Consider the following 25,108-nt stretch of genomic DNA (forward strand, 5'->3'; position numbering starts at 1 on the left):
CGTACGGCTTGCGCTCACTCACCCGGCCATCTCAGCACACCCACGCCCACCAGCTAGGCATAACGCTACAGATTCACTCGATCACACTACGACATCAGGGGCATAGACCCGCGGACCGCCCTCTCAGAACCATGGCCACCTCCTGCCGTATGTTTGCCGCAGGTGGACGCAACCGAAGATGGCGGCGGCGAGCAGGAAGCCGGCGCCGACGAGGTAGCCGAGGATGCCGAGCAGTGTCCCGGCGATCACGATGACGACTTCGGCGCCGAGCGGTCCGGTGGCCAGTAGGACCAGGACATGTGCGGCGGCGCTGGTGACGACCCCGGCGACGGCAAGCTTTGCCGCGGTGCGAAGCTGGCTGGGCTTGGTGTCCACGACTGTGTGGTCCTCTCTGCTGCGTGCTTCATGATCTTTTGTCGAGGCTTGCTGGCGATGCCCATCAGGCGGAATCGACTTCTGTCATGCCGGTCCCTATGGTCACGATCGGGCGGAACGCTCGACGGCTGTGCGCAGAATGTAGGGGCGCTGGCTTGAGTAGCTCTTCGCTGACACCCTTGCCGACCCCACCCATGAGCCCCAGTAGAAGTCCAGGGTTCCGAGGTCTGACGGGTTGGAGACGCAGCCGATACGGATCCGGAATTGCCCCTGGCTTCCGGTGCACGCGGCCGAGGCGCTGTCCGGCGGGCCTTGCTTGATCTTGATGAGTGCCTTGCAGGTGTTGGCGGCGTATGCCGGACTGGGGCCGACCAGCACGAATGCGCCTATCGCGAGGGCAGGCGTCGCCGTGAGCTTCCGCATGTTACTCCTCTGTCATGAGAACCTTGCAGGAGCCGAGTTCAGCAGAGGTCGGTATAGACGTGGTATGTCGAACCTCGACCGGTCTTGGCCTGTGACTTGGATCGCTCGATGACGTGATTTCGGCTTCGTCCACTATCGGAGGCCGGTTGGCGAGCTGGCACCCGTGATGCCGTAGTGTGATCGACTGAATCTGTAGCGTTATGACCGACTGGTGAGCGTGGATCTGCTGGGATAGCCGGATGAGTGAGCGCAAGCAGTACGCGAGCAACTCATCTGATGAGCGATAGGCGTTGATCGAGTCGATGATCGCGACATGGGAAGTCCGCCCACCCCTCGGTCAGCGGTCACCAGGGCAAGGCGCTGCCGCACCAGAGCCGGACCGGCTGCCAGTGGAATTTGCTGCCCCACGGCCTGCCTCCCGCACAGCGCGGCGCTCGACTACTATCGCAGGCATTCTGGTGGAGGCTGAGCCGGGATTGGTCACTCAGCCGCGTCCGTAGCCCGGCAACGGGCCCGTGACCGGCCATCCTCATGCAGCTCAAGCGATCAGAGGGACATCAACTCACGAGCCGCCCCCTCAGGTGCGATGCCGCAGGCTGACGGGGTCGGCATGTCCCGGGCACCACTACGCGGTCGACCGGGATCGAGCGATCGCCGACGCGCTCGGCGAGATCGTCGGGGAAGGCCTCAAGCCCAAGGAGGATGAGGGGGACGACGGTGAAGCGGGGGCGCTCGTGCCGGTCGGCTAATGGCCCGTAATGGCCCGCAAGATCAACTGATCTGGCACGAATCTGGCACGCGAGTGGAATCCAGGCCCTACAAGATCAAAGCCCAGGTGCCGAATCCACCGGTCTACCTGGGCTTTCACAGTGAGAGCGGGTGACGGGAATCGAACCCGCGCTGTCAGCTTGGGAATTGCAGGGATCTTGGCTTGTGGACGCGCTGACCTGCGACTGAGGCCGGCCGTGAGTGACCGTGGTTGACCCCTCGTCACCGCGCTTAATGGCACGCTAATGGCACGGCGGTCAAATGCTCTTTGTTCAACGGAGCGGGAGCGCTCGCACTCTGATGCCTGCGGGGGCAAAGGCCACGATCGCACCCGTAGACAGGTGAGGGTCGAGGACATCAAGGTGGTTAAGGATGATATTCACCAGCTCAGGCGGTCGAAGCTCAAGGATCTCCCGCACAAGCATGACCGAGGGCTTGGTGGTACGGGCCTGAGCCAAAAGCGCGCCGAAGTCTGTATCCGCCGAGACGATGACCCGGTCGTCCGCCATGGCAAGGGCCATGATCGTGGAGTCCGGCGCACTCGTCGCTTGGAGATCGCGCACGTGCACCGCATCGTGACCGGCCTTCGCCAGCAGTTCAGCGACGCGCGGTGAGAGGTTCTCATCAATCAGGAAGTTCACGCCGGCTCTCGGAGGCGGTAGAAGTGGACGTTCGTGGAGGCCGCTGCGTATTCCAGCCCCTGCTTGATGTCCTCGCGTTCGAGGTCGGGGTAGTCCGACAAGATCTCATCGAAGGTCCATCCAGCCGCGACGAGCCGTACCACCGTCTCCACGGTGATCCGCAGCCCTCGGATGGTCGGTTTGCCTTCGAGCTTGTCGGGCTCGACAGTGATCCGATCGAAGTTCATGGTGTCTCCCCTCCATCTCGATACTGCCAGCTCGCACCTGTGCTAGCGACCGCGATACCACGGCGACATGAAGAGAGATGAGGAAGATCAAGGAAACCGGCCAGTGCCAGAGGCCTGGCTGAGCTTTCTGTGGAGCGGGTGACGGGAATCGAACCCGCGCTGTCAGCTTGGGAACCGGCTACTGATCTTGGTGTCCTGAGCGGGGAGAACGGGGGTCCTGGTCAGACCGCGACGAGTGGCCGTGAGTGGCCCTGAATGACCTTGACCTGCCGTTCGTTCTGGCACGCATCTGGCACGAGGATCAGCTCTCCGACCTGGGATTGAAACGCACTGCGCGCACCCCGCCCGCCTCGGCCCCATTAGGACCCGCCGATCTTGAGCACTTCCCCCTCCCTGAGCTGGAGATCCACTCCAGAGGCGATTGTTGACTCGGCACTACAGACCCTCGGGCGACGCGTGCGTGTAGCGGTTGAGCGTGGTCGAGGTCGACGAAGCGGGTATCCGGCCTGGCCTTGCCCGAATCACTGCCATACCCGCGATATACCGCCCCTCGCTAGCGTTGGCCGTGTCAACAACCCGCATGTGGCGGGCGTTTCTTGCTGCCCAACCGGCAGCATCCAAAATCGCCGCGATATCCCCAAGGAGAACGATGGATTCCCGTGCCTTCATCCGAGCCGCAGCTCTGGCGGCAGCTGTGCTCACCATGACTGTCGCCACACCGGCCGCCGCCGCTCCGGCGGCCAACGCCGCGCCCTCCTGCGTCAATGTCCAGCATGGGAGGACCTTCTACGAGGAGACCGCCTTCGGAAAGTACTATCACCACTGGGTGAAGATCACGAACAACTGCGCCAGCAAGAAGAAGCTCAAGGTGGACTGGAGGGGGGCCTTTATGCCCGACTCGAAGTGCACCACGATCAACAAGGGCAAGAGCGCAGAATTCACCAAGAACGGCAAGTGGGACGCCTACGCCGGGTGGTACGGCTGCTGAGCTGTTCCGCGTCCTGGGCTGAAGGCGTGGCACGGCATCGCGAGCCGCTACGACAAGATGCCCGAGAGCGATCTTGCTGGCCTCCACCTGCGAGGAGCAGTGATCTGGATGCGCAGCCTCCAATGATCACGACTCAACACAGGCCCCAGCGGACCTCCTGCGGTGCTGACCCAGGTATGCATGGGTTTCCCGCTTTCGATGCATGATCGTTCTTGCTAGGGCACAGAGTATGGGCAGCAGTCAAATCCCGAAAGGGCGCACAGACGATCCGCTGTCTCGCTGTCTACCTACGACGACACGACCGAGTCAGCAGCCACATGCTTGGCTTCGCGACCTGAGGACACCGCTATCCGGTGAGCCGGTGCTGAGGAACGAAGCACCGGATCGTCGATCGCCCCCAGCCACTACCTGAGGCCAGCCCACGCGTGGCGATCGTAGGGCTGCATTCGTGCGGCGGCGTGACGCTGGGGTCGGTGAGCTTGCTCAGTACGGCGGGCGCCACGATCGGCGTGGCGGTCCGTGCTGCTGCCGCCCGGGACCGGCCCCCAGGCCGCATGCCCGGGCGGCGGGCAAGCGACGGGCCGCTGTACGGCGGCGCGGCGCGCCGCCGCTTGATACCTACAAGAACTATTCGGCAATGTTCCGATCGAGCACCACGGCCTTGCGGGCCTCGGCGATGAGTTCCACGAGGTCTGCCACGAGTTTGGGGCTTGCTGCGATGGTCGCGTGAGCGTTCATGCTGTGCGGGCTGCCGTCGAGATCGACCACAGTCGCTCCGGCTTCTCGGGCGATGGCGACTCCTGCTGCGGTGTCCCACGGGTTGTTGCTGAGCATGATGTTGGCATCGATCCTGCCGTCTGCCACCCAGGCGAGATCGATCGCGGCTGAGCCGAACATCCGGATGCGCTGGACACGAGCAGCGAGTTCTTGGGTCAGGGCAAGCCGTGGCCGGTTTCGCTCGTCGGCGTTCTCCCCCACGGCATAGTCACCGATCGCCACGATCGCGGTCTGCAACTCGCGGGCGTCACTTACCTGGATGGCAGATCCGTTGGCGGTAGCGCCAACATTCTCGGCCGCCGAGTAGCGAAGGTTGAGGAACGGCAGGTCGATCACTCCGAGTGCGGGCGTGTCCTTGTCGATCAGCCCGAGGGAGACACCGCAGAGCGGGATGCCGTGCAGGAAGTTGGCCGTTCCGTCCACGGGGTCCAGCGCCCACATCAGGCTGTCGCCCGGGTGGCTAACGCCTTCCTCCTCGCCGAGGAAGCCGATCTCAGGTGTCTCGCGGGCCAGGAACTCCCGTACGGCATGTTCTACGGCGTAGTCCACCTCCGTCGCCATGTCCCGATCGCCTTTGGCGGTGACAACGCCGGGAGCCTTGGTGCGGATGATCTCGCTGGCGATCGACACGGCCCGCTCAGCGATGGGGAGAAGAGTCCTGGCGTCGATGGTCATACGGGTTTGCTCCGCTCCCACATATCCCTGAACACCTGGTCGAAGATGGGGAACAGCCCCTCTGCGGCGGTGTTGTCCTTGATCACAAAGGTTGGTGAATCGACTCCGCGTGCCTGCGGCAAGTACGGCTGGACCACGCACAACGCCCGGTCCACGATGATCAGATTGAATCGGATCGTCTCGTCGTAGACGTGAAGTTCAAGGCGTTGGGCGGACGTGGTGTCGAGCCGAGCGCGCAGCCTGGTCAGCATGCTGATGTTGAGCGCCGTGAGGGTCGTCAGGGTGCTGTCGGTGTAGCCCTCTTCTGCTTCGCGGGCGCGGATGGCCTGTCCCTTCGGGTCGAGGAAGAGACAGCGGATGAGCGTACCGGAGTCCAGCAGACGCCTGAGCTGATGATCGGGGTAGCTCTGGCAGAGGATGTTGAGCGACAGGCCTGCTGCGCTGATTTCCTTCGCGTCGTCGAACATCGTGGATGCCGGATATGCGGAGGAGAAGGCCGAGCGGCTGCTGAATACCGCCGTTACGTCGGCCATCTGCGGCATGGAGCAGGTTGCGGCGTCGAGGCCGCCGCTTCTGGCTGGCTCCGGCTCTATCCGCTGCGCCGGAATCGCCGGGGCGGTTGTGGAGAACAATTCGCTCGCCGACCTGCCCGGGAACATCGCTTCCAAGACGCGGCAGTGGCCCGAGTACGGCAAGCCCTTGAGTTCCCCGTTCAGCCATCGGTGGAGCTGTGCCCGGCTCGGCCAACCGCCCTGCAACGACGGGTCCACCTTCTTGGCCGCCTTGTCGTACTCCTTACAGAACGTGCTGTAGGTCTGCCAGTGGCGTTGCGTCAGGAGAGTCTTCAACAGGATCGGCTGGTCAGTCATGATCCGCGCCTCGGACTGGGGTGCCATATGAGCCCAGGTTAGCGACAGAGACGGTCTCGGACGAGACAAAGAGGAGACGAAAAGAGACGAGTCGATTACAGACGGTACTCGGGAGCGATCGAGACGTGACAGGTCCTCCGGCAATCCTCGTTGCATGACTGCGCCGTGTAACTCCTGCTCAGGGCGAGGCTGGAAGTACGTCAGCCTCCGCCGGGCCGTGGTGGTGGCCGAGAACAACTCAGGCGACGCCGCTCCTGATGACCGACACCGCGATGACTGCTGGCGGTGCAGCGGGACCGGACGGGCGGGTGCGTTGCTGTGAACGTCTACGTCGGCTGCTTTGCGCCTCACGTTGGTCCGCTTCGGCCAGACTGCATGCGCCTGGTCTGGCGGGAGGTGGTCCGCGAGCAGGGTCCGCCGCGCGTGATCGAGTTCACCTGCGAGTGCGAGGACATCATCTACGAACGGTGTCGCGAGGGTGGCCTTGTCTACATCCGTCGGACTACGCGTCTCGATGGAGTGGTGCAGCAGATTCACGAGACGTATCGCTGGCGATCCAAGGAGGCACAGGACGCCTGGATTGCCCTCCTCAATGGCGAGGCTCGATAGGCGGGCGCGGCGGTTGGCGAGTACAGGGGTGCCATTCCGTCGCGTCTTGGTGCTGGTGGAGGGGCTGTCTGTAGCGCAGTCAGATGGTTCCTCCACCAGTTCGTACGCTTCCTGTAGTTGAGGGGGAGACAGGCCGTCCAACTCGAACTAGGCTTTACGACAAGTCGAGTTGTTGGGTGGTCGTCATGTCGTCTGAAGAGTTCGCGCCCCCGAAGTACGCCCAGATCGTGCAGACGATCAGGCAAAAGATCGCGGACGGGACCTATCCGCCCGGCTCTCTGCTGCCCTCCGAGACGCAGCTTGTTCGAGACTTCAAGGTGAGCCGCCCAACGGTCGTCCGCGCACTCCAGGTTCTCCAGCTCCGCGGCGTCATCGAGCGGGAACATGGCAAGGGCTCCTTCGTGAAGGCGGCTCCGCCGGGCGCGTCCAGCCAGCACCCCCGTCCGGGCCGCGCCGTCCTGGACCGTGTGGAAGCCGACGAGAACAGCACGGTCATCGACGCCGGATCATTGGCAGCCAGTGCGGCAATCGCCAAGCTGTTGGACGTGCCGGAGGGGTCCACGGTCGTACGGCGCCGCGTCCTCTTCCGTGATGATGAGCGACCCACGGATCTGTTCACCGTGTGGTGTCCGGCTCAACGGGCCGAGGGGACGCAGCTCGGCGACGCGCAGCCCCTTAGTGCCGGCATCAGGGAACATCTGCGAGCGAGCAAGGGCCTCAAGCTCCAACACGTCGTCGAACGACTGAGCGCAAGGCACCCTTCAACCGACGAGGCCAAGCTCATGGAGATTCGCAAGAGCGCGCCCGTTCTCGGTGTTCTGGCGAGCGTGTTCAATGGCGGAGGACGGCCCGTACTCGTCGTGGATCTGGTGCTCCCCGGGGACCTTCACGAGCTAGAGGACTCTTACTCGCTCTAGTCAGAGCCCATTTCTGCGGCGCTCCTGCTCGCTGCACTCAGCCCGAATAAGGGCGATTCTCCATCTTTGGGATTTTTCTTCCTGATTCGTCAGCCTACGTCTAGCCAGTTGTCGGGCACGGGCTTTGATCTTGACGATATCTACCCCACGACCGCCAGGCGGCGGCCTCATGGCTTCATCGTCGGGCTCACTCTTGAGCGACATGTCGCGGGCATGATTGAGGTCGTACCGTAATTTCGAGATCTCGCACTCCTTGCACGGTCCCATATCGGCGCGACTGCCACATGGTCCCCGCACGAGCTTTGGAGATCACGTGGAGTTGATCGTCATTTAAACCGATCCATCCGCTATGCCGCAATGGCTTATGGATGGATTTGTCATGGCCCCCTAAAAGATCTTGAAGAAATCCCGCTAACTCGTGTTGTCAAGTCCCTGACCTGCGGGTACTTTCATGACAACTCGACAAGACGAGTTAGCGACAAGACGACAAGCTAGGAGCAAGCCTCATGGCACTGCAAGGTCCCATCCCCGTCACGTTCGACATGGTCTTCCCGCACGGCTGCTACATCGTGGGCGACGTCGAGCCCGTCAAGGACTTCGATGCCTCGACCAACGGGCGCTTCGTCCAGACCCGCGACAAGCAGAGCGGAGAGCTCGTCTGGCAGGTCAGCGTCATGGATGCCGACCCGACGCTCAAGGCGGCTCAGAAGACCGTCTCCGTCAAGCTGCTCAGCCCGACTCAGCCGGTTCCTCCGGCTCCTATGGCCGGGCTGCCGTTCACGCCGGTCGAGTTCGACCAGATGACCGCCACCCCGTACGTCAACCAGGCCGGAAGGCTGGCGTACTCGATCAAGGTTCGCGAGATGCGCGCTCCTCGTCCGGCTGGTAGGGCGACGACCGCTACCAAGGACGCAGCGTGATGGGGCGGCGGAAGGCCCGTCCGGTCAGCACGATCGCGCTCAAGGTCGGTCAGGGCGCTGACGCACGGAACCATCCGTACCCGCAGCGGTCGCCGGTCCTGGGGCTCGTCTTCGGCGGTACGCAGGTGCTCGTCACCACGTCGGCCAACGATCACGTCACCCTCGACGACGTCGAGTTCGCTCGGACTCTGGCGCGAGAGGCCGCCATGTTCGCCAGAGCGGTGGAGCGCATGTTCCACGGCCTCCCGAACGGTCTGGGGGTGGCGGGTCGATGACGCTCAGCCCGTACACCTACGTCACCGTCTCCCTACGTCCCGGTCAGCCGTCGCGGTTCAGCATCGCCTTCTGCTCGGCGGAGCTGCGGGCGCGTGCCTGGCTCGGGGAGAACGGCAAGCCCTGCTTCGACCTCGACACCCAGGACGCCTCGGTGACCGTCTCGACGTCGGGACCGGTGACCGATAACGACCTGACCGTTGCTCGCGGGATCTTCAACGCCGCCGCTCGCTATCTGGCTGACTGCGAGCGGCTGCACTCCGGCGAGTCAGGCAAGGCCACCGACGGCGAGGCGGCCTGATGCTCAGCGGGGCCGCAGGAAGCGGCAACTTCCGGCGGCCCCTCGGTCTTCCGCACACACGCGACATGCATGGAAGGACTTCACCCTAATGTTCAAGAGGATGCCCGGCGACGAGCCGCACCGCATCGTCTCGACCACCCCTGACACAGCGGTGGTCTTCAAACCGGCCGTGGTGCAGACCCCGGCCATCATCACTCTGGTCATCTTCATCGCCCGGTTCGTAGCCGGCCTCTTCCGTCTTGTCTGGCGGCATCCCGTCGCGCTGGCGGCGATCGCCGTTCCTGCTGGGCTCTGCCTCGTGTACGGCTGGCGCGTCGCGCTGCTGCTCGTCGTTCCCGCTCTCGTGGCCATGGGCGCCTGGGCGATCCTCGACAGGCCGACGTTCGCGCGGTGGATCGGCTGGCGGCTGGTCGCCTTCGCACGCTGGTTCTGGATCTATCGGCGACACTGGCAGCCGGTCATGACCGTCGCCGGGCTGGCCCGGCACATACGCGGACGGGAGTACATCCCGCGGCTGGTCAAGGTCACCTCCGACTCCTGGGCCGATCGGCTCACCGTCCGCATGCTCGACGGCCAAGCGGTCAAGGACTGGTCCGACAGGATCGAGAACCTGTCCCACGGCTTCGGGTCGGAGAGCTGCCGTGTCGCGGTGGCCAGGGCCGGTCAGCTCGTGCTGACCTTCCCGCGTCACGATCCGCTGGCCACGCCGATAGCCGCGCTTCCCGTCCCAGACACACCGACTGTCGGGCCGGTCGAGATCGGCAGGCAAGAGGACGGCTCGCCGTGGCTCCTCCGGCTGCACGGGACTCATGTCCTCGTCGCCGGTGCCACTGGGGCGGGCAAGGGCTCGATCATCTGGTCAGCGATTCGTGGCCTCATGCCAGCCCTGCATGCGGGCCTGGTCGAGATCTGGGCGCTCGACCCGAAGCTGATGGAGCTGTCGTACGGCAGGGCCCTCTTCGGCGGCCGGTACGCGGCGGATCCCGCTGACTGCGCTGACCTGCTCGACGAGGCCGTGAGCGTCATGCAGAAGCGTGCGGCTCGTTTCGCCGGGGTTCAACGATCACACACACCCACTCTCGACGACCCGTTCGTCCTGGTCGTGGTCGATGAGGTGGCGTTCCTGACCGCCTACCAGTCCGACAGGCAGCTCAGGCAACGCATCTCGGCTGCCCTGGCCACGCTGACCACTCAAGGCCGCGCGGTCGGCGTCGGCGTCCTGGCGGCTCTCCAGGACCCTCGCAAGGAGGTCATGAACATCCGCAACCTCTTCCCGGACAAGATCGCTCTGCGGCTCGATGAGTCGGAGCAGGTGGACATGGTGCTCGGTGACGGGGCAAGGGATCGCGGCGCGCTGGCCGACCGCATCTCCCCTCGTCCAGAACGGGGCGCGGGCGTCGGATACGTCCGGCTGGAGACCAGTCCCGATCCGATCCGCGTACGGGCCGCGTACGTCTCCGACGACGACATCCGCGCGATGGTCGGTGAGGTCCGATGACACTGGCTCACTTCCTCGACGGCCTCTGCTGCGCTTCGTGCCGTGCTTTGAATGTTCTCTGGCTCGACGCGATGCGCGGCCTGGTCGAGTGCTCCGAGTGCGGACAGATCGCGCTCACGTTCCCCGAGGTTGGAGGAGGTCCGTTGAACGACCGCAAGACTCCGCGAGCCATCCGCATGGCTCAACCGCTCGCCCGCGACGTGGCCGAGGAGATCGCCAAGCTTCACGGCGTCTGCATCCGTCCCGTGGCGCTCAAGCGGCTCGACATGACGACCGGCAAGTCAGAGATCGTCGATGTCCCGTGCGGCTCACCGCTGGAGAGCAAGTGTCCTCCGTGCGCCAAGCGCAACCGGCGGCTCCGGATGGCGCAGTGCCGGGAGGGATGGCACCTCGATGAGGAGCCGATCATCACGCCCGACGAGGCGACCGATGGGCAGCGCTGGCTTGTCGAGTTCCGGGCCGACATGCAGGCCAAGCGCGACGAGGAGGAAAGGGCCGGCGGCGACACCTCCGACTTGGACGCCGTGCTCACCGGGCTCGACATCGAGATCAACGAGGCCGGGATGCGCGGCAACGTGCTCGGTCGTACAGGGTCCAAGCGCGTCCGCTCCACCAAGCGCCGCCAGGACGCGCCTGACCTGCCGAAGCGGAAGATGGCCAGCACGACTCTGGGGCGGACCTTCGAGGCGTCAGACGGCAGGACCTACCGGCCTTCTCTGTTCGTCACGCTCACCCTGCCGAGCTACGGCAAGGTCATGAACGGCTCCCCCGTCGATCCGGACACGTACGACTACGTTCGGGCGGCCCGTGACGCGCTGCACTTCTCCAAGCTCGTGGATCGGTTCGTGCAGAACCTTCGCCGGGTCGCTGGCTATGACGTGCAGTACTTCGCCACGGTGGAACCTCAGAAGCGGCTCGCTCCGCATCTGCACATGGCCGTCCGGGGCACCCTGCCGCGCGCCGAGATGAAGCAGATCGCGGCGGCGACCTATCACCAGGTCTGGTGGCCTCAGGCGGATGAAGTCCGTTTCGAGGGTGACCACCTGCCCATCTGGAACGACGGCTACGTGGACCCAGAGACGGGCGAGGTCCTACGCACCTGGGACGAAGCACTCGACCAGCTCGACGACGAGCCCATGCACGTGATCCGCTTCGGCGATCAGGTGGACGTCAAGGGCGTGCTCGCCGGGTCGCCGGACGCCGATCAGTGCATCCGGTACCTGTCCAAGTACCTGACGAAGAGCCTCGGCGAGACCCTGGACGGTCAGGCTCAGCGGGAGCACGCGGCCCGCTTCGTCGATGCCCTCCGCTACGAGCCGTGCTCACCGACCTGCCCGAACTGGCTCCGGTACGGCGTTCAGCCCAAGAACGCCAAGCCGGGGATGGTTCCCGGCCGCTGCCGGTCCAAGGCTCACAAGCCCGAACACCTCGGCTACGCCGGTCGCCGGGTCCTCGTCTCCCGGAAGTGGAGCAACAAGACGCTCGCCGAACACAAGCAGGACCGCCGCACCTGGGTCCTGGAAGCGCTCGGCCAGGCCGACGAACCCACCGACCCACACCGCTACGTCTGGCAACCGGTCAGGCCGGGCGATCCCGAGGTCGCTCCGATCGGCGTCCGGCTCCTCAGGTCCATCGCCGAACGGCAGCGATGGCGCGCCCACCTGAGACGCCTCGAAGAACTTTCGGCAACTCCGCAGGCAGCCTGAGAGGAGGAGATCTTGGACCAACTGTTCACCGTCCCGGAAGCGGCCGAACTGCTCAGCACCTCGGTTCGCTTCGTCCGCCGACTGATCGCCGAACGCCGGATCGAGTTCGTCAAGGTCGGGCGGCACGTCCGCATCCGAGAGTCCGCACTGATCGCCTTCGTCGTCGCCGGGACCGTCGCGCCCATGACGACCTTCGACGCAACGGGGAGGGCCGCCTGATGGCCAACAAGGACAACCACCGCCGTTTCGGCAACATCCGCAAGCTGCCCTCGGGACGCTTCCAGATCCGCTACCCCGGACCGGACGGGCGCATCAGAACTGGTGAGGAGACCTACGAGCGCAAGGGCGACGCAGACCGGGCGCTGACCCTGATCGAGGGAAAGATCCTCGCTGGGACGTGGACCGACCCCGAGCGGGCCAAAGTCAAGCTCGCGGAGTATTCGGCAACCTGGATCGACCAGCGTCCTGGGCTCCGGCCGAGGACGATCGACCTCTATCGCTGGCTGCTCAAGAAGCACATCACGCCGTATCTCGGCAACGTCTCGCTCGGCAAGCTCTCCACGGCGATGATCCGGCAGTGGCGGGCGGATCTGCTCGGCAAGGGCGTCTCGGTGAGCATGGCGGCCAAGGCGTACCGGCTCCTCCGCGCCGTGCTCATGACGGCGGCCGAGGACGACCGGATCATCTCCCGCAACCCGTGCAGGATCCGCGGGGCCGGCGACGAGCACGCCGAAGAGCGACCGGTCCTGTCCGTGGGGCAGGTCTTCGAGCTGGCGGACAAGGTCGGGCGCCGCCCGGTGGGCAGCATTCGAGGGCTCAAGAGAGGTGAGGGGCACCGCATCCGGTTCCAGCGGCATGGGGAGATGCGGACGTATCCGGAGGTCTTCCCGACGCGAGCGGAAGCCGAGCGGGCGCTGTGGCGGATGATCGACACCGGGCAGGCCGACAGCACGCACGATCGGCGGTACAGGGCCTTCGTGCTCCTGGCCACCTTCGCGAGCCTGCGATGGGGCGAGATCACCGCGCTGACCCGAGCAGACCTCGACCTCGACGCGGGTACGGTCCGGGTGCGCCTGGCCTATGTGGAACGCTCCACTGGCGAGCTGGTTCTTGGTCCGCCCAAGTCCAAGGCTGGCAAGCGTATCGTGGGTATCCCGCAGGCGATCATCCCAGCCCTACGAGAGCACCTGCGGCTCTACGTGAAGCCCGAAGCCGGATCTCTGGTCTTCACCGGAGTCAAGGGCAGCCCCATGCGCCGGAGCGGGTTCAACAAGCTGTCCGGCTGGATAGAGGCCGTACGGGCGATCGGCGTCCCGGGGCTGCACTTCCATGATCTCCGTCACACGGGAAACATGATCGCAGCGGACTCGGGCGCGGGCCTCAAGGACCTCATGGCACGCATGGGACACGACAACGTCCGCGCCGCGATGATCTATCAGCACGCCGTCCGGGGAGCCGACAAACTGATCACCGAAGCCATCGACAAGCATCTGATCGGGCACGAACGGGCACGCGACGAGGACGACGACGACCCGCCCGGCCTGCTGGTCCCCGCCGGATGACCACGAGCCCTAATGGCACGCTAATGGCACGCGGAGATCAAAAGCTCTAGAAAACAACGAAGCCCAGGTACCGAATCCATCGGTCTACCTGGGCTTTCTGGCTGAGAGCGGGTGACGGGAATCGAACCCGCGCTGTCAGCTTGGGAAGCTGATGTTCTGCCATTGAACTACACCCGCGCACGACCCGAAGTCGCGCCACCCACTGTAGCGGAAACTTGCCCCACAACAGCAATCCCGAGCCCGCACAGTTTCCACCCGGACGGTAGGTTGCTCTCCGTGCTGCTATCTGACCGCGACATCCTTGCCGAGATCAACTCCGGCCGGCTCTCGCTCGACCCCTTCGATCGGGACATGATCCAGCCCTCAAGCATCGATGTGCGGCTCGACCGGTTCTTTCGGGTGTTTGAGAACCATCGGTACCCGCACATCGACCCGTCCGTGGAGCAGCCGGATCTGACGCGGATGGTGGAGCCTGACGGCGACGATCCGTTCATCCTGCATCCGGGTGAGTTCGTGCTGGCCTCCACGTACGAGGTGATCACGTTGTCTGATGATCTGGCGTCGCGGCTGGAGGGGAAGAGTTCGCTGGGGCGGCTCGGGTTGTTGACGCATTCGACGGCCGGGTTCATTGATCCAGGGTTCAGCGGGCATGTGACGCTGGAGCTGTCGAACGTGGCGACGTTGCCGATCAAGTTGTGGCCGGGCATGAAGATCGGGCAGTTGTGCGTCTTCAAGCTCAGCTCGCCGGCCGAGCACCCGTACGGATCCGCCAAGTACGGGTCGCGCTATCAAGGCCAGCGGGGGCCCACCCCGTCCAGGTCATTCCGGAACTTTCACCGTACGAAGATATGAACAAGATGAACAGGAGGTGAACAAAAAGGGAACATTGGGTTGATTGGCCGACGGGTTTCGGGCGCCCAGTGGACGCGTACGGGGTGGCGAAAAGGGGCGCGAGCAGGAAAAGTGGCCAGAACTACCCGCAAACTCGGTGTTGCGCAACATACGGCGGGTAGCCATTAGGCGAAGGAGACATGAAGTTCGCATTTCGCCTGGTAGGCCATACCCTCTTCCACGGACCATCCCCGCACAGCTGGAGAACGACGTGCGCCTGCGTCTCACGCCACGTGAGGACAGCTACTACGACCTGTTCGCCGACTCGGCGAACAACCTGGTCACAGCATCGCGCTTGCTGGTGGAGATCATCAGCGAGGGCTCGGACCGAGAGGCCCTGGCCGAAAAGATGCGCGCTTGCGAGCACGCCGGTGACGAACGCACCCATGCGATCATGAACCGGCTCAACGAGAGCTTCATCACTCCGTTCGACCGCGAGGACATCTACCGCCTCGCCTCCAACCTCGACGACGTGATGGACGCCATGGAGGCCGCTTCCGACCTCATCTTCCTGTACCAGCTCGACCACCTGCCCAAGGACGTGGTCAGGCAGGTCGAGGTGCTGGAGCGAGCCGCCGAGCTGACGGCCGAGGCCATGCCGCGGCTGCGGTCGATGAAGAACCTCAACGAATACTGGATCGAGGTCAACCGCCTGGAGAACCAGGGCGACCAGGTCTACAGGAGGCTCCTGGCCAAGCTGTTCAGCGGCGAGTACGACGCCCTCACGGTCATGAAGATGAAGGAGGTCGTCGACGCTCTCGAGGAGGCGGCCGACGCCTTCGAGCATGTGGCCAACACTGTCGAGTCGATCGCGGTCAAGGAAAGCTAGGCGCAGTGGACCTCTCGCTCGCCCTCGTCATCGGCGTGGTCGTCGTCGCTCTGATCTTCGACTACACCAACGGGTTCCACGACGCGGCGAACGCCATCGCGACCTCCGTCTCGACCCGGGCCCTCACCCCCAGGGCCGCGTTGTTCATGGCCGCGGCCATGAACTTCATCGGCGCCCACCTGGGCACCCAGGTCGCCTCGACGGTCGGCAAGGGCATCATCGACGCGCCGGACGGCTCACACGGCCTGGTCATCGTGGCTGCGGCGCTCATCGGTGCGATCACCTGGAACCTGATCACCTGGTATTTCGGCCTGCCCTCCTCCTCCAGCCACGCGCTCATCGGCGGCCTGGTGGGCTCCGCCCTGGCCTCGGCCAGCGTGGTGCATTGGGACGGCGTCCTCGAGAAGGTCGTCATCCCGATGATCCTCTCGCCGTTGGTCGGGTTCAGTCTCGCCGCCGCGATCATGATCGCAATCTACTGGATCTTCCGCAACCGCCAGCCGGGCAAGACCAACCGCGGCTTCCGCTACTCGCAGACCGTCTCGGCCGCCGCCATGGCGCTCGGGCACGGCCTGCAGGACGCGCAGAAGACGATGGGTGTGATCTTCCTGGCCCTCACCGTCGGCGGCTTCGCCGCGCCGGACGATCCCATCCCGCAGTGGGTCATCCTGGCCGCCGCGGGTGCGATCTCCCTCGGCACGTACGCGGGCGGCTGGCGCATCATGCGCACGCTGGGGCGGCGCATCATCGCGCTCGACCCGCCCCAGGGGTTCGCAGCCGAGTCGGCGGCGGCGACCGTCCTGTACGCGGCCGCCATCGGGTTCGGTGCGCCGATCTCGACCACGCACACGATCACTTCGGCGATCATGGGCGTGGGCGCGACCAAGCGGCTCAGTGCCGTGCGGTGGGGCGTGGCGGGCAACATCATCACCGCCTGGATCCTGACCATCCCGGCCGCCGCCGCGGTGGCCGCAGTCTCCTACTTCCTGCTTCACGCGATCATCGAATAGCCGCTACGCGATCGCGTACATCACGTCCACGTCCCAGCGGGCGAAGCCCAGGGACTCGTACAACCTGATCGCCGCCGTGTTGGCCTCGTCCACATACAGCATCGCTTGGGCGAGGCCGCGGGCGCGCAGGTGGCTCAGGCCGGCCAGGGTGAGCGCCCTGCCCAGGCCGGTGCCCTGCTGCGAGGGGTCGACGCCGACCACGTACACCTCGCCGAGCGGCTCGTGGCCATGCTCGGACGAGCCGTGGATCTTCGTCCAGTGGAAGCCGACCAGCTTGTCGCCGCGGAACGCCAGGAAGAAGCCCTCCGGGTCGAACCAGGGCTCCCGCTCGCGCCGCAGCAGGTCCTCGATCGTCCACGCGCCCTGCTCGGGGTGATGGGCGAAGGCCGCGGCGTTGACCTTGAGCCAGGCCTCCTCGTCCTGTCCGGGCCTGAATGCCCGCACCCGCACCCCCTCCGGGAGCACGAACGCCTCCAGAGGGGCGAACAGGGAGCGGCGCATCTGCCAGAGCGAGCGGACGCGTTCGAGGCCGAATTGCGCCGCCAGCGCACCGGCGCCCGGATGGTCGCCGTGCGCCCACAAGCGCAGCCGGCCATCGGTCAGGTCGAGCACGGATCGCAGCAGGCGGGCGCCGTGGCCCTGGTGGCGGTGTGCCGGGTGGATGACCAGCTCGGCGCTCGGGCCCTCGACCTCGTCCGTCGGATCGACGTGGGCATAGCCCGCCAGAGCGTCGCCGTACAGCAGGAGCGAGCGCGCCTGGGGGTCGCCGCCGTACCTCAGGTGGAGCATCACGTGCTCGTTGAGCGGGCGGACGCCGTCGGCCTCCGTCGCCGCCGCCACCAGGCCGAGCACCTCGGCGATCTCTGAATCGTCCAGCCGTTCCCTGATCTTCACATGCGCGCTCACACGAGAACTTTAGGCGTACGACTGGCAAATAACGCCATGTAACTCCCTGACAAATCGTTACCTTTGCGACATTGGGCACATAGCTTCCAGCCTTAACGTCTAAGGCCATGACGTCTCGTTCCTTACTCCGGCTGGCGCTCGCCGGAGCCGTCGCGTCGGGGGCGGTCCTGCTCGCCACCCTCCCGGCGGGCGCGAGCAAGGCCCCGCCGCGTACGGTTCCCGTACGGCTACTCGCACTCAACGACTTCCACGGTCACCTCGAGCCTCCCACCGGGTCCTCCGGACGCATGGTGGACGAGCACGGCCAGACCGTCGACGCCGGCGGCGCGGCCTACGTTGCCGCGCACATGAAGGCCCTGGCCGACCAGAACACCATCGCAGTGGCCCAGGGTGACCTCATCGGGGCGACGCCGCTGATCTCGGCGGCCTACCATGACGAGCCGTCCATCGAGTTCATGGACAAGCTGGGACTCAAGGTGGCCGCGGTAGGTAACCACGAGTTCGACGAGGGGTACGCCGAGCTGCGCCGCATCATGGACGGCGGCTGCCACCCGGTCGACGGCTGCTCGCCGGCCGGCGAGTGGAAGGGCGCCAAGTTCGACTACGTCGGCGCGAACGTGCTGTTCAAGAACCCCAACGAGAAGACGGACGCGCTCGCCGCGCTCGGTGCCAAGCGGACAGAGGTCAAGAAGCTGCTGGCCGACTGGGGCGTGCCCGCGCTGCCGCCGGTCAGCGTCAAATGGATGAACGGCGTGCCGATCGGCTTCATCGGGCTGGTCACGCAGACGACGCCGAGCATCGTCACGACGGAGGGCATCAAGGACCTCAAGTTCGTGGACGAGGTCAAGGCCGCGAATGTCGCCTCCAAGATCCTCAAGCTGGTGGGCGTGAAGGCGCAGGTCGTGCTCGTGCACGAGGGCGACCAGGTGAACGCCGGCCAGTCGCCGGACGCCTGCAGCGCCATCCCTGGGCTGGGCAACCGCATCGCCACGCAGGCGGACGCCGAGGTCGACCTCGTGCTCAGCGGGCACTCGCACCAGGCGTACCTGTGCAAGGTCAAGGACCCGGCGGGCAACGATCGCGTCTACTCGCAGGGGGGCTCGTTCGGCCGGGTCATCACGCAGGTGGACATGAATGTCGACGTCCGGACCCGGGACATCGAACGGGCCTCGGTCGTGGCGGACAACCACGTCGTCACACGGACGGTCGCCCCCGATCCCGAAATTTCAGCCTTTGTGCAGACGTGGAAGGATCGCGTCGCCCCCGTCGCCAACAAGGCGGTCGGCACGATCACCACCGACATCACCAACACGGCCGTGCCCTCCGGCGAGTCCGCGCTCGGCAACCTCATCGCCGACGCCCAGCTGGCCGCCACCAAGACGGGCGGCAACGCCCAGATCGCCTTCATGAACCCGGGTGGCGTGCGCGCCCCGCTGACGTACGCGACCTCGCCGGTGAACGAGGGCGACGGCGTGGTGACGTACGGCGAGGCGTTCACCACGCAGCCGTTCAACAACCTCATGCAGGTCGTGACCCTGACCGGCGCTCAGCTGAAGACGCTGCTCGAGCAGCAGTTCACCGGCGGGCCCAACAACCAGGCGTTCACCAAGATCCTGCAGCCCTCGGCCAACTTCACCTACACCTACAGCCGGAGCGCCGCGTGGGGCTCAAAGGTGTCGGACATGAAGATCGACGGGGTGCCGGTGACGGACACGCAGACCATCCGGGTCGCGGCGAACAACTTCCTGGTGGGCGGCGGTGACGCGTTCGTCGCCTTCCGGGACGGGACGGAGCTGTGGAGCGGGCCGCTGGACATCGACGCCTTCGTCGACTACCTCGGCGCCAACCGCCCCACCGCACCGCCCGCCACCAACCGCATCACCGTGATCGACTGACCGCCCTCTCGCTCCTCGACCTCCGATGGGCCCGCCGCCAAAGGCGACGCGGCGGCGGGCCCTTGACGGAGTTCGATTCGTGTCTGCCGGTGATCCCGGCATGACCAGGGTGGCTTCGTGGTGAGTGACACCTGACGGCGGGATCGCCTCGGCCCGCGCCACATGCCCGGGGTCGTCCGCAAACGGCGACGGCCAGCACGTGTTCCTTGGAGGGGCATCGTCCGAGGACGGAAGAGAGCACGTGCGTGGCCGCAGGGACCAGTGTGACCCTTGTGCGCGGGCCGGCGCAGGAGAATCAGAACGATGTCCGCATTCTCTGCGACCAGGGCGTATGCCGCCCCGCCTGTGGCCAGACTCGGGGAAACCCGATGGCCACCATTGGTGGGATCCGTGAAGATACCTTCATGCATATCCCCGTCTACCCCGGCAAGCCGAAGCCCAGTGATCGGGTGGCGGTCGTGTCGCCGTCCGCCGGGCTGCCGGAGATCTTCCCGATGCCGTACGAGCTGGGGCTCCAGCGGTTGCGTGACGACTTCGGACTGATCCCCGTGGAGTATCCGACGACCCGCAGGATGGGGTCGTCGCCGGCCGAGCGCGCCAGGGACCTCCATGCCGCCTTCGCCGACCCGGACATCGCCGCCGTGATCAGCAGCATCGGCGGCGACGACCAGATCACCGTGCTGGCCCATCTCGACCGCGACCTGTTGAAGGCCCATCCGAAGCCGTTCTTCGGCTACAGCGACGCCACCAACCTGCTGGCCTTCCTGTGGGACCTCGGAATCGTCGGGTACCACGGCGGCGCGGTCATGACCGAGTTCGGCCGGGCGGGGGCCATGCATCCGCTCACCGCGGAGTCGCTGCGTGCCGCGCTGTTCACCAGCGGCCCGTACGAGTTGCGGCCGGCCACCGCCTACACCGACGTGGACCGGCCGTGGGACGAGCCCGAGACGTTCGCGAGCGAGCCGGCGATGACGCCGTGCCCGGACGGCTGGACCTGGCACAACGCGGGCCGGGTCGTCGAGGGCGTGAGCTGGGGCGGCTGCCTGGAGATCGTGTCGTGGCTGCTGATGGCCGGCCGCGCGATCCGGCCGGCCGAGGAGCACGAGGGCGGGGTACTGTTCTTCGAGACCTCGGAGAAGATGCCGAGCGCCACGGAGGTTTACCGCATCCTGCGCTGCATGGGCGAGCGTGGGCTGCTGCGGCGGTTCGGCGGCGTCATGGTCGGGCGTGCCCGAGGGTGGTCGCTCGAGCGCCGCACCACTCCCGAACAGCGGGTCGCGTATGCGCGTGACCAGCGGGAGGCGGTGCTGCGTGCGTTCGCCGAGTACAACGACGACGCGCTGATCGTCTTCGACGTCGACTTCGGGCACACCGACCCGAAACTGGTGATCCCGTACGGTGGGCGGATCCGCCTCGACGGCCCCGCGCGCAGGATCACGGTCTCCTACTGACCCGTCGCCCCGTGGTCCTGGCTCGCCGGTGCGCAGCAGAAACGCCTGCGTCAGCTCGCCGACCGTCTCCTGGAGCTTCAGCAGGAACCAGATGTCGTCCCGCTCGATCCCGAGCGACCGCGCATACCGGCTCGACACGGATTCGATCTCGTCGGAGAGTTCCGCAGGTCCACTCGGCGGAGTCTACGGCCCTCCCTCGTACAGCGGGAGCACGGCCACGAAGCGGGCGCCGGGCGTGTGCTCGGCGATGGTGAGTGAGCCGCCGTGGGCGGTGGCGATTTCGCGGGACAGAGGCAGGCCGAGGCCGCTGCCGCCCATCTCCTTCACACGGGCGCTCTCCAGGCGGGTGAATCGTTCGAAGACCCGCTCCCTGTCCTCCGGCGGGATGCCTTCGCCGTCGTCCGTCACCGTGACGATCACCTTGTCGTCCTCGATCGCGACCGAGAGGTCGATCCTGGTGGCGGCGTGCCGGGTGGCGTTGTCGAGGAGGTTCGTCAGGAGGCGGTCGAGCTGCACGGGCGAGCCGTGGACGGGGGCCGGGTGGCAGGGGGCGAGAATGATGGGCACCCTGGACCGCACGCGGCGGCGTACCTGCTCTGCTGCCATGTGGCACATGTCCACCACGCGGCGCTGCAGGACCGCGCCGGCGTCCAGCTTGGCCAGCATCAGCAGCTCCTCGATGATGTAGGTGAGGCGGTCGGCAGCGTCCAGGGCGCGGGCGCCGGTGGCCGCCCAGTCCGTTTCCTCCGGATAGGCGTTGGCGAACTCGAGCTGGGCGCGCAGGGCCGAGATGGGGCTGCGGAGTTCGTGCGAGGCGTCGGCGACGAAGCGGCGCTGGGTCTCCGCGGAGCGTTCAAGGCGGTCGAGGGTGTCGTTCGTGGTAGCGGCGAGGCTGGTGATCTCGTCGCCGGTGTCGGGTACGGGCACGCGCCTGCTGAGGTCCTGACCGGTGATCTCGGCCATTTCGGCGCGGATGCGCTCGACAGGGCGCAGCGCGAACCCGACCACCGCCCACGTCGTGCCCGCGACCATGAGCAAGACCAGCGGGGCGCCGAGGAAGACCAGCAGATAGAGCCAGGTCAGGGACTGGTTGACCTCCTGGAGCGAGACGGCGCCGTAAACGGTGACGACGCCCTCGGGTGTGCGCACGGGCATGACCATGACGAGGTATTCCCCTTCCTCCTCGCCCAGGGCCGACGGCAACATCTGCTCGGTCACGTAGATCTTTCCGGGCTGGTCCCCCCGTCTGGTCCTCAGGAGCGGCGGGTCGCCGCGGAGGTCGGGAGTGGCGGCCAGGACCTCTCCCTTCTGGGAGACCACCTGCAGGAGGTGTACCTTCGACATCGTCTCGAGCTGGGCCGGGACCTGACCGTCGCGAGCGTCGTTGGCGACCCTGCGCACCGCCAGCTCCTCCCGGGTGTAGACCAGGCCGTGCAGGCTGCTCGGCACGGTGGCGAGGGTGATCGTGGACGTGGCGGTGAAGACCACCGCCGCGACCAAGGTCGCGATCGTGGTCAGGCGCGCCCGGATCGAACGCGGAAAGAACCTCGTCGCCATCCAACCCCCGTACTCACTGTCTGTGACACTTACCCAGGTATGGCTTGCAGAACATCAAGGGGCTTGATCTGGTGCTATAGAGATCGAGATTGAGTAAGCGGGGCGCCAAGAGGGGCGTTTCGCCACGCTCTGTGCAGCTGGTCAGCCCAGGATCGGGTGGGTGAGGGGCGACAGAGTCGAGGTGATGGCGGACGAGGGTCCCCTTGGTGTCCGCGGGCTCACCGTGCGGGTCCCCGGTGAACCCGAGCCCGGCTTTGGACGGCGGGTGGGCGGCTCGCCGCCTATTCCTCCCGACTACGACGATGACAAGGTCGCTGATCCAGGTGGCTGCGAGTTCTGAGCACTCGGGGTGTTCGCTTGTGGCGATTCCGCTGATGGCGTGGACGTCTGTTCACGCGGAGGCGCCTGGGCCAGAGTGAGGTGTCATGAAGGTTCTGGTGCTGGGTGGCACGGAGTTCGTCGGGCGGGCGGTCGTCGAGGAGGCGCTGGGCCTGGGATGGGATGTGACGGTGTTCAACCGGGGCAGCCACGAGCCGCCCGCGGGGGTGACGGCGTTACGCGGTGACCGGTCGGCGGCCGGCGGGCTGGCGGCGCTGGAGCGCGGCGAATGGGACGTCGTGGTGGACACCTGGTCGTGGGCGGCCTCCGCGGTCAGGGACGCCGCGTCCCTGCTGGCCGAGCGCGCGGGACACTACGTCTACGTGTCCAGCAGGTCCGTGTACGCCGAGCCGCTGCCCTTCGGCGCGGACGAGAGCGCACCGGTCGTGGCGGCCTCCGCCGACGATGACGACGACTCCGACTACGCCAGGAACAAGGCGGGAGCGGAGCTGGCGGCGGTCGCGGCGTTCGGGGAGCGGGCGCTGCTGGCCAGGGCAGGGCTGATCATCGGGCCTTACGAGAACGTCGGGCGGCTGCCGTGGTGGCTGAGCAGGATCGCCCGTGGCGGTCCTGTGCTCGCGCCCGGGCCTGCCGACCTCGGTCTCCAGTACGTCGACGCGCGTGACCTGGCCGTGTGGTGCCTGCGGGCGGCCGAGCGAGGAATCGGCGGAGCGTTCAACGTGGTGAGCCCTCCGGGGTTCGTGACGACGCGGGAGCTCCTCGAGACCTGCGTGAAGGTGACCGGGGCCGAAGCCGAGCTGCGGTGGGTCGAGGCGGAGGCGATCCTGGCGGCTGGGGTGACGCCGTGGATCGAGCTGCCGATCTGGCTGGTGGGCGAGGACTACGACTACATGCACGGAGGTGACGTGTCCAAGGCCGTGGCGGCGGGTCTGCGGTTCCGGCCCGTGGCGGAGACGGTGGCCGATACGTGGGCGTGGCTGCGGAGCCTCGGTGGTGTGGCTCCGATGCGGCTGGATCGGCCGTTGAAGGGGCTCGATCCGGCAGTGGAGGCGAGGCTTCTGGCCGGCTGAGGCAGGCGGTGCGGAGGTCTCTGGCCGGTTGAGGCCGGCGGTGCGGGGGTCTCTGGGCGGTTGAGGCCGGCGGTGCGGGCTCCTGGCCGGTTGAACGGGGCGGGCGGGCGGTCAAGGCTGGTCCCGTGGGGCGGAGCGGTAGGTGCGGATGAGGTCGTAGCCGGCGGCGGCGAGGGCGAGGGCGACGAAGAGCAGGACCACCAGCAGGCCGTGGCGGAAGGCCGTCGGCCAGCCGTCGGCCAGTGAGCCGAAGAACGTCGAGCCCGCCGCCGCGATCCCGATCGCCGACCCCAGCCGCTGGCCTGTCTGCAGCACCCCGGCCGCGCTTCCGCCGCCTTCGGGTGGCACCTCGGACAGGGCGATCGCCTGGTTGGGCGAGATCACCAGGCCGCTGCCCAGCCCCGCGACCAGAAGCGGCAACGCGGTCGCCAGCCCGACCCCGTGGCCGGGCACCAGCGCGGTCGCGGCCATCGTGGCGGAGAGCCCGACGATCACCGTGGTGAGACCGACGGCGACCAGCCGCCGTCCGGCCCGCGACACGAGCCGCCCGCCGACCACGGACGCCGAAGCCGAGCCGAGGGCGAACGGCGTGATCGACAACCCGGCCATCAGCGGGCTGTACTGGAGGCCGCTCTGCAGGTACAGCGTGAAGGTGAAGAAGATGCCGGTGAAGCCGGCGAAGTAGAACAGGGCGATGGCCGAGCCCAGGCTGTAGGAGCACTTGCGGAACAGGGACAGGTTCACCAGCGGCTCGCGGGGATAGATCCGCTCCCATGCCACGAACCCGGTCAGCAGGGTGAACGCGGCGGGGACGAGCAGCCACTTGGTCGCGCCCTCCCATTGATGCCGCTGGATGAACGGCAGCAAGAGGCCCGCGACGCCGACGCCGAGCAGCAGCACCCCCACCGGATCCATGCTCTCGCGCCGGCCCAGGGCATCCCGGGACGCCGCCGTAGAGTGCGGAGCCGGGAGCGCGCGGTAGGCCAGGGGCAGGAGGGCGATGCCGATCGGCAGGTTCACCAGGAACACCCACCGCCATCCGTGCTCGGGCCCGAAGGCACTGACCAGGACACCGCCGATCAGCGGCCCCGCGGTCGTGGACAGGCCGAGGGTGGCGCCGAGCGCGCCGAACGCCCGCGCCCGCTCGTACCCCTGGAACATCTGCTGGATCAGCCCCGAGACCTGCGGGTTCATCATGCCGGCCGCCATGCCCTGCACCAGCCTGGCCGTGATCAGCAGCGGCATGTTCCCGGCGAGCCCGCACGCCGCGCTGGCCAGCGTGAACAACGCCACCCCGAACATGAAGATCGCCCGCCGGCTCCTGGCGTCCCCCAGTCTCCCGGCCGGGATCAGGAGCAGCCCGAACGTGAGCGCGTAACCGGACAGCGTCCACTGCAGCCCGCCAGCCGTCGCCTGCAGCCCTTCCCTGATGGACGGCAGTGCCACGTTGACGATGCTGACGTCCAGACCGCTCATGAACGCCGCCACCAGACACACGGCCAGGGCGTGCCGGCGCGTGTCGAATCCGGACGCCCCCATCACAGCTACCTCTCCGCGCGGCAGGAGTCGGTACGGCCGCCGCGGCCCGACCATGATTCCCCGCAAGCTACGAAATATCGCCCGTGGCCACC

At 66.6% G+C, this 25,108-nt stretch carries 27 protein-coding genes and 1 tRNA gene; 18 read left to right on the forward strand and 10 right to left on the reverse strand.

Going from position 1 to position 25,108, the window contains the following annotated elements:
- Positions 1-123: 123 nt before the first annotated feature.
- Positions 124-375 carry a hypothetical protein gene (locus tag ACTWPT_RS52140; RefSeq protein WP_443185021.1) on the reverse strand — a complete coding sequence of 84 codons (252 nt, stop codon included), beginning with the start codon at positions 373-375 and terminating at the stop codon, positions 124-126.
- A 102-nt stretch (positions 376-477) separates the two neighbouring features.
- Positions 478-798: a hypothetical protein gene (locus ACTWPT_RS52145; RefSeq protein WP_443185022.1), complete on the reverse strand. Its 321-nt coding sequence runs from the start codon at positions 796-798 to the stop codon at positions 478-480.
- A 581-nt stretch (positions 799-1,379) separates the two neighbouring features.
- Here ACTWPT_RS52145 and ACTWPT_RS52150 point away from each other — a divergent pair.
- A complete protein-coding gene (locus tag ACTWPT_RS52150) occupies positions 1,380-1,547 on the forward strand; it encodes a hypothetical protein (RefSeq protein ID WP_443185023.1) in 168 nt (55 codons plus the stop codon).
- Between the two features lie 291 nt (positions 1,548-1,838).
- Here ACTWPT_RS52150 and ACTWPT_RS52155 read toward each other — a convergent pair whose 3' ends face one another.
- Together ACTWPT_RS52155 and ACTWPT_RS52160 are read right to left on the reverse strand one after the other, a co-directional pair.
- Positions 1,839-2,207: a DUF5615 family PIN-like protein gene (locus ACTWPT_RS52155; protein ID WP_188195486.1), complete on the reverse strand. Its 369-nt coding sequence runs from the start codon at positions 2,205-2,207 to the stop codon at positions 1,839-1,841.
- Positions 2,204-2,434 (reverse strand): DUF433 domain-containing protein, encoded by a 231-nt coding sequence (locus tag ACTWPT_RS52160; protein WP_103961631.1) that lies wholly within the window; start codon positions 2,432-2,434, stop codon positions 2,204-2,206. The genes ACTWPT_RS52155 and ACTWPT_RS52160 overlap by 4 nt, the downstream gene beginning before the upstream one ends.
- Before the next feature lie 649 nt (positions 2,435-3,083).
- Between ACTWPT_RS52160 and ACTWPT_RS52165 the strand changes: the two genes are divergently transcribed.
- Entirely contained in the window at positions 3,084-3,422 is a 339-nt protein-coding gene (locus ACTWPT_RS52165) for a hypothetical protein (protein ID WP_305914895.1), read from the forward strand.
- Between the two features lie 627 nt (positions 3,423-4,049).
- Here ACTWPT_RS52165 and ACTWPT_RS52170 read toward each other — a convergent pair.
- Positions 4,050-4,874 carry an inositol monophosphatase family protein gene (locus ACTWPT_RS52170; protein WP_327585927.1) on the reverse strand — a complete coding sequence of 275 codons (825 nt, stop codon included), beginning with the start codon at positions 4,872-4,874 and terminating at the stop codon, positions 4,050-4,052.
- The gene (locus ACTWPT_RS52175) at positions 4,871-5,743 is read right to left on the reverse strand and encodes a DUF5919 domain-containing protein (protein ID WP_327585928.1); all 873 of its coding nucleotides are present in this window, start codon (positions 5,741-5,743) and stop codon (positions 4,871-4,873) included. Before ACTWPT_RS52175 ends, ACTWPT_RS52170 begins: the two co-directional genes overlap by 4 nt.
- A 318-nt stretch (positions 5,744-6,061) precedes the next feature.
- Here ACTWPT_RS52175 and ACTWPT_RS52180 point away from each other — a divergent pair, with 318 nt between their 5' ends.
- The 9 genes from ACTWPT_RS52180 to ACTWPT_RS52220 all read left to right on the forward strand — a co-directional run bounded on the left by ACTWPT_RS52180 (position 6,062) and on the right by ACTWPT_RS52220 (position 13,529).
- On the forward strand, positions 6,062-6,352 hold the full coding sequence (locus tag ACTWPT_RS52180; RefSeq protein WP_305914892.1) for a hypothetical protein: 291 nt from the start codon (positions 6,062-6,064) through the stop codon (positions 6,350-6,352).
- A gap of 185 nt (positions 6,353-6,537) precedes the next feature.
- Positions 6,538-7,269 (forward strand): GntR family transcriptional regulator, encoded by a 732-nt coding sequence (locus tag ACTWPT_RS52185; protein ID WP_443185024.1) that lies wholly within the window; start codon positions 6,538-6,540, stop codon positions 7,267-7,269.
- Between the two features lie 506 nt (positions 7,270-7,775).
- A complete protein-coding gene (locus tag ACTWPT_RS52190; RefSeq protein WP_305914891.1) occupies positions 7,776-8,189 on the forward strand; it encodes a plasmid replication, integration and excision activator in 414 nt (137 codons plus the stop codon).
- Positions 8,189-8,464, forward strand: a complete 276-nt coding sequence (locus ACTWPT_RS52195) for a hypothetical protein (RefSeq protein WP_443185025.1) — start codon at positions 8,189-8,191, stop codon at positions 8,462-8,464. Before ACTWPT_RS52190 ends, ACTWPT_RS52195 begins: the two co-directional genes overlap by 1 nt.
- On the forward strand, positions 8,461-8,763 hold the full coding sequence (locus tag ACTWPT_RS52200; RefSeq protein ID WP_443185026.1) for a hypothetical protein: 303 nt from the start codon (positions 8,461-8,463) through the stop codon (positions 8,761-8,763). The genes ACTWPT_RS52195 and ACTWPT_RS52200 overlap by 4 nt, the downstream gene beginning before the upstream one ends.
- Positions 8,764-8,851: 88 nt before the next feature.
- Positions 8,852-10,261 (forward strand): FtsK/SpoIIIE domain-containing protein, encoded by a 1,410-nt coding sequence (locus ACTWPT_RS52205; protein ID WP_305914888.1) that lies wholly within the window; start codon positions 8,852-8,854, stop codon positions 10,259-10,261.
- A gap of 176 nt (positions 10,262-10,437) precedes the next feature.
- Positions 10,438-11,967, forward strand: a complete 1,530-nt coding sequence (locus ACTWPT_RS52210; protein WP_443185086.1) for a replication initiator — start codon at positions 10,438-10,440, stop codon at positions 11,965-11,967.
- 12 nt (positions 11,968-11,979) lie between these two features.
- The gene (locus ACTWPT_RS52215; protein ID WP_225271124.1) at positions 11,980-12,186 is read left to right on the forward strand and encodes a helix-turn-helix domain-containing protein; all 207 of its coding nucleotides are present in this window, start codon (positions 11,980-11,982) and stop codon (positions 12,184-12,186) included.
- The gene (locus ACTWPT_RS52220) at positions 12,186-13,529 is read left to right on the forward strand and encodes a tyrosine-type recombinase/integrase (RefSeq protein WP_305914887.1); all 1,344 of its coding nucleotides are present in this window, start codon (positions 12,186-12,188) and stop codon (positions 13,527-13,529) included. The genes ACTWPT_RS52215 and ACTWPT_RS52220 overlap by 1 nt, the downstream gene beginning before the upstream one ends.
- Positions 13,530-13,635: 106 nt before the next feature.
- On the opposite strand, the gene ACTWPT_RS52225 is transcribed toward ACTWPT_RS52220, so the two are convergent.
- A tRNA-Gly gene (locus ACTWPT_RS52225) sits at positions 13,636-13,706 on the reverse strand.
- Between ACTWPT_RS52225 and dcd the strand changes: the two genes are divergently transcribed.
- The 3 genes from dcd (at position 13,692) to ACTWPT_RS52240 (ending at position 16,259) form a co-directional block, all read left to right on the forward strand.
- Positions 13,692-14,381, forward strand: a complete 690-nt coding sequence (gene dcd / locus ACTWPT_RS52230; protein WP_443185027.1) for a dCTP deaminase — start codon at positions 13,692-13,694, stop codon at positions 14,379-14,381. The two genes, ACTWPT_RS52225 and dcd, sit on opposite strands and share 15 nt — an antisense overlap.
- A 250-nt stretch (positions 14,382-14,631) precedes the next feature.
- Positions 14,632-15,249 carry a DUF47 domain-containing protein gene (locus ACTWPT_RS52235; protein ID WP_443185028.1) on the forward strand — a complete coding sequence of 206 codons (618 nt, stop codon included), beginning with the start codon at positions 14,632-14,634 and terminating at the stop codon, positions 15,247-15,249.
- 5 nt (positions 15,250-15,254) lie between these two features.
- The gene (locus tag ACTWPT_RS52240) at positions 15,255-16,259 is read left to right on the forward strand and encodes an inorganic phosphate transporter (RefSeq protein WP_443185029.1); all 1,005 of its coding nucleotides are present in this window, start codon (positions 15,255-15,257) and stop codon (positions 16,257-16,259) included.
- 3 nt (positions 16,260-16,262) lie between these two features.
- On the opposite strand, the gene mshD is transcribed toward ACTWPT_RS52240, so the two are convergent.
- Positions 16,263-17,165, reverse strand: a complete 903-nt coding sequence (mshD, locus tag ACTWPT_RS52245; protein WP_443185030.1) for a mycothiol synthase — start codon at positions 17,163-17,165, stop codon at positions 16,263-16,265.
- A 107-nt stretch (positions 17,166-17,272) separates the two neighbouring features.
- On the opposite strand from mshD, the gene ACTWPT_RS52250 reads away from it, so the two are divergent.
- Positions 17,273-19,060 (forward strand): bifunctional metallophosphatase/5'-nucleotidase, encoded by a 1,788-nt coding sequence (locus ACTWPT_RS52250; RefSeq protein WP_443185031.1) that lies wholly within the window; start codon positions 17,273-17,275, stop codon positions 19,058-19,060.
- A 404-nt stretch (positions 19,061-19,464) separates the two neighbouring features.
- Positions 19,465-20,511 (forward strand): S66 family peptidase, encoded by a 1,047-nt coding sequence (locus ACTWPT_RS52255; protein WP_443185032.1) that lies wholly within the window; start codon positions 19,465-19,467, stop codon positions 20,509-20,511.
- A 183-nt stretch (positions 20,512-20,694) separates the two neighbouring features.
- Here the strand turns inward: ACTWPT_RS52255 and ACTWPT_RS52260 are convergent, their stop codons facing one another.
- Entirely contained in the window at positions 20,695-22,068 is a 1,374-nt protein-coding gene (locus tag ACTWPT_RS52260; protein ID WP_443185033.1) for an ATP-binding protein, read from the reverse strand.
- A 160-nt stretch (positions 22,069-22,228) separates the two neighbouring features.
- Between ACTWPT_RS52260 and ACTWPT_RS52265 the strand changes: the two genes are divergently transcribed.
- Positions 22,229-22,408 (forward strand): hypothetical protein, encoded by a 180-nt coding sequence (locus ACTWPT_RS52265; protein ID WP_443185034.1) that lies wholly within the window; start codon positions 22,229-22,231, stop codon positions 22,406-22,408.
- Positions 22,409-22,493: 85 nt separating this feature from the next.
- Entirely contained in the window at positions 22,494-23,477 is a 984-nt protein-coding gene (locus tag ACTWPT_RS52270) for an NAD-dependent epimerase/dehydratase family protein (RefSeq protein WP_443185035.1), read from the forward strand.
- A 111-nt stretch (positions 23,478-23,588) separates the two neighbouring features.
- On the opposite strand, the gene ACTWPT_RS52275 is transcribed toward ACTWPT_RS52270, so the two are convergent.
- The gene (locus tag ACTWPT_RS52275) at positions 23,589-25,016 is read right to left on the reverse strand and encodes an MFS transporter (RefSeq protein ID WP_443185036.1); all 1,428 of its coding nucleotides are present in this window, start codon (positions 25,014-25,016) and stop codon (positions 23,589-23,591) included.
- Positions 25,017-25,108 lie beyond the last annotated feature (92 nt).

Source organism: Nonomuraea sp. 3N208, assembly GCF_052245935.1.
Lineage (GTDB): Bacteria > Actinomycetota > Actinomycetes > Streptosporangiales > Streptosporangiaceae > Nonomuraea.

Coding starts and splice junctions, on each gene's coding strand:
- ACTWPT_RS52165 (WP_305914895.1), top strand. CDS start 3,084: ATGGATTCCCGTGCCTTCATCCGAGCCGCAGCTCTGGCGGCAGCTGTG.
- ACTWPT_RS52270 (WP_443185035.1), top strand. CDS start 22,494: ATGAAGGTTCTGGTGCTGGGTGGCACGGAGTTCGTCGGGCGGGCGGTC.
- ACTWPT_RS52205 (WP_305914888.1), top strand. CDS start 8,852: ATGTTCAAGAGGATGCCCGGCGACGAGCCGCACCGCATCGTCTCGACC.
- ACTWPT_RS52255 (WP_443185032.1), top strand. CDS start 19,465: ATGCATATCCCCGTCTACCCCGGCAAGCCGAAGCCCAGTGATCGGGTG.
- ACTWPT_RS52175 (WP_327585928.1), bottom strand. CDS start 5,743: ATGACTGACCAGCCGATCCTGTTGAAGACTCTCCTGACGCAACGCCAC.
- ACTWPT_RS52250 (WP_443185031.1), top strand. CDS start 17,273: ATGACGTCTCGTTCCTTACTCCGGCTGGCGCTCGCCGGAGCCGTCGCG.
- ACTWPT_RS52190 (WP_305914891.1), top strand. CDS start 7,776: ATGGCACTGCAAGGTCCCATCCCCGTCACGTTCGACATGGTCTTCCCG.
- ACTWPT_RS52170 (WP_327585927.1), bottom strand. CDS start 4,874: ATGACCATCGACGCCAGGACTCTTCTCCCCATCGCTGAGCGGGCCGTG.
- ACTWPT_RS52210 (WP_443185086.1), top strand. CDS start 10,438: ATGGCTCAACCGCTCGCCCGCGACGTGGCCGAGGAGATCGCCAAGCTT.
- ACTWPT_RS52275 (WP_443185036.1), bottom strand. CDS start 25,016: ATGGGGGCGTCCGGATTCGACACGCGCCGGCACGCCCTGGCCGTGTGT.
- ACTWPT_RS52200 (WP_443185026.1), top strand. CDS start 8,461: ATGACGCTCAGCCCGTACACCTACGTCACCGTCTCCCTACGTCCCGGT.
- ACTWPT_RS52160 (WP_103961631.1), bottom strand. CDS start 2,434: ATGAACTTCGATCGGATCACTGTCGAGCCCGACAAGCTCGAAGGCAAA.
- ACTWPT_RS52185 (WP_443185024.1), top strand. CDS start 6,538: ATGTCGTCTGAAGAGTTCGCGCCCCCGAAGTACGCCCAGATCGTGCAG.
- ACTWPT_RS52220 (WP_305914887.1), top strand. CDS start 12,186: ATGGCCAACAAGGACAACCACCGCCGTTTCGGCAACATCCGCAAGCTG.
- ACTWPT_RS52260 (WP_443185033.1), bottom strand. CDS start 22,068: ATGGCGACGAGGTTCTTTCCGCGTTCGATCCGGGCGCGCCTGACCACG.
- ACTWPT_RS52145 (WP_443185022.1), bottom strand. CDS start 798: ATGCGGAAGCTCACGGCGACGCCTGCCCTCGCGATAGGCGCATTCGTG.
- ACTWPT_RS52195 (WP_443185025.1), top strand. CDS start 8,189: ATGGGGCGGCGGAAGGCCCGTCCGGTCAGCACGATCGCGCTCAAGGTC.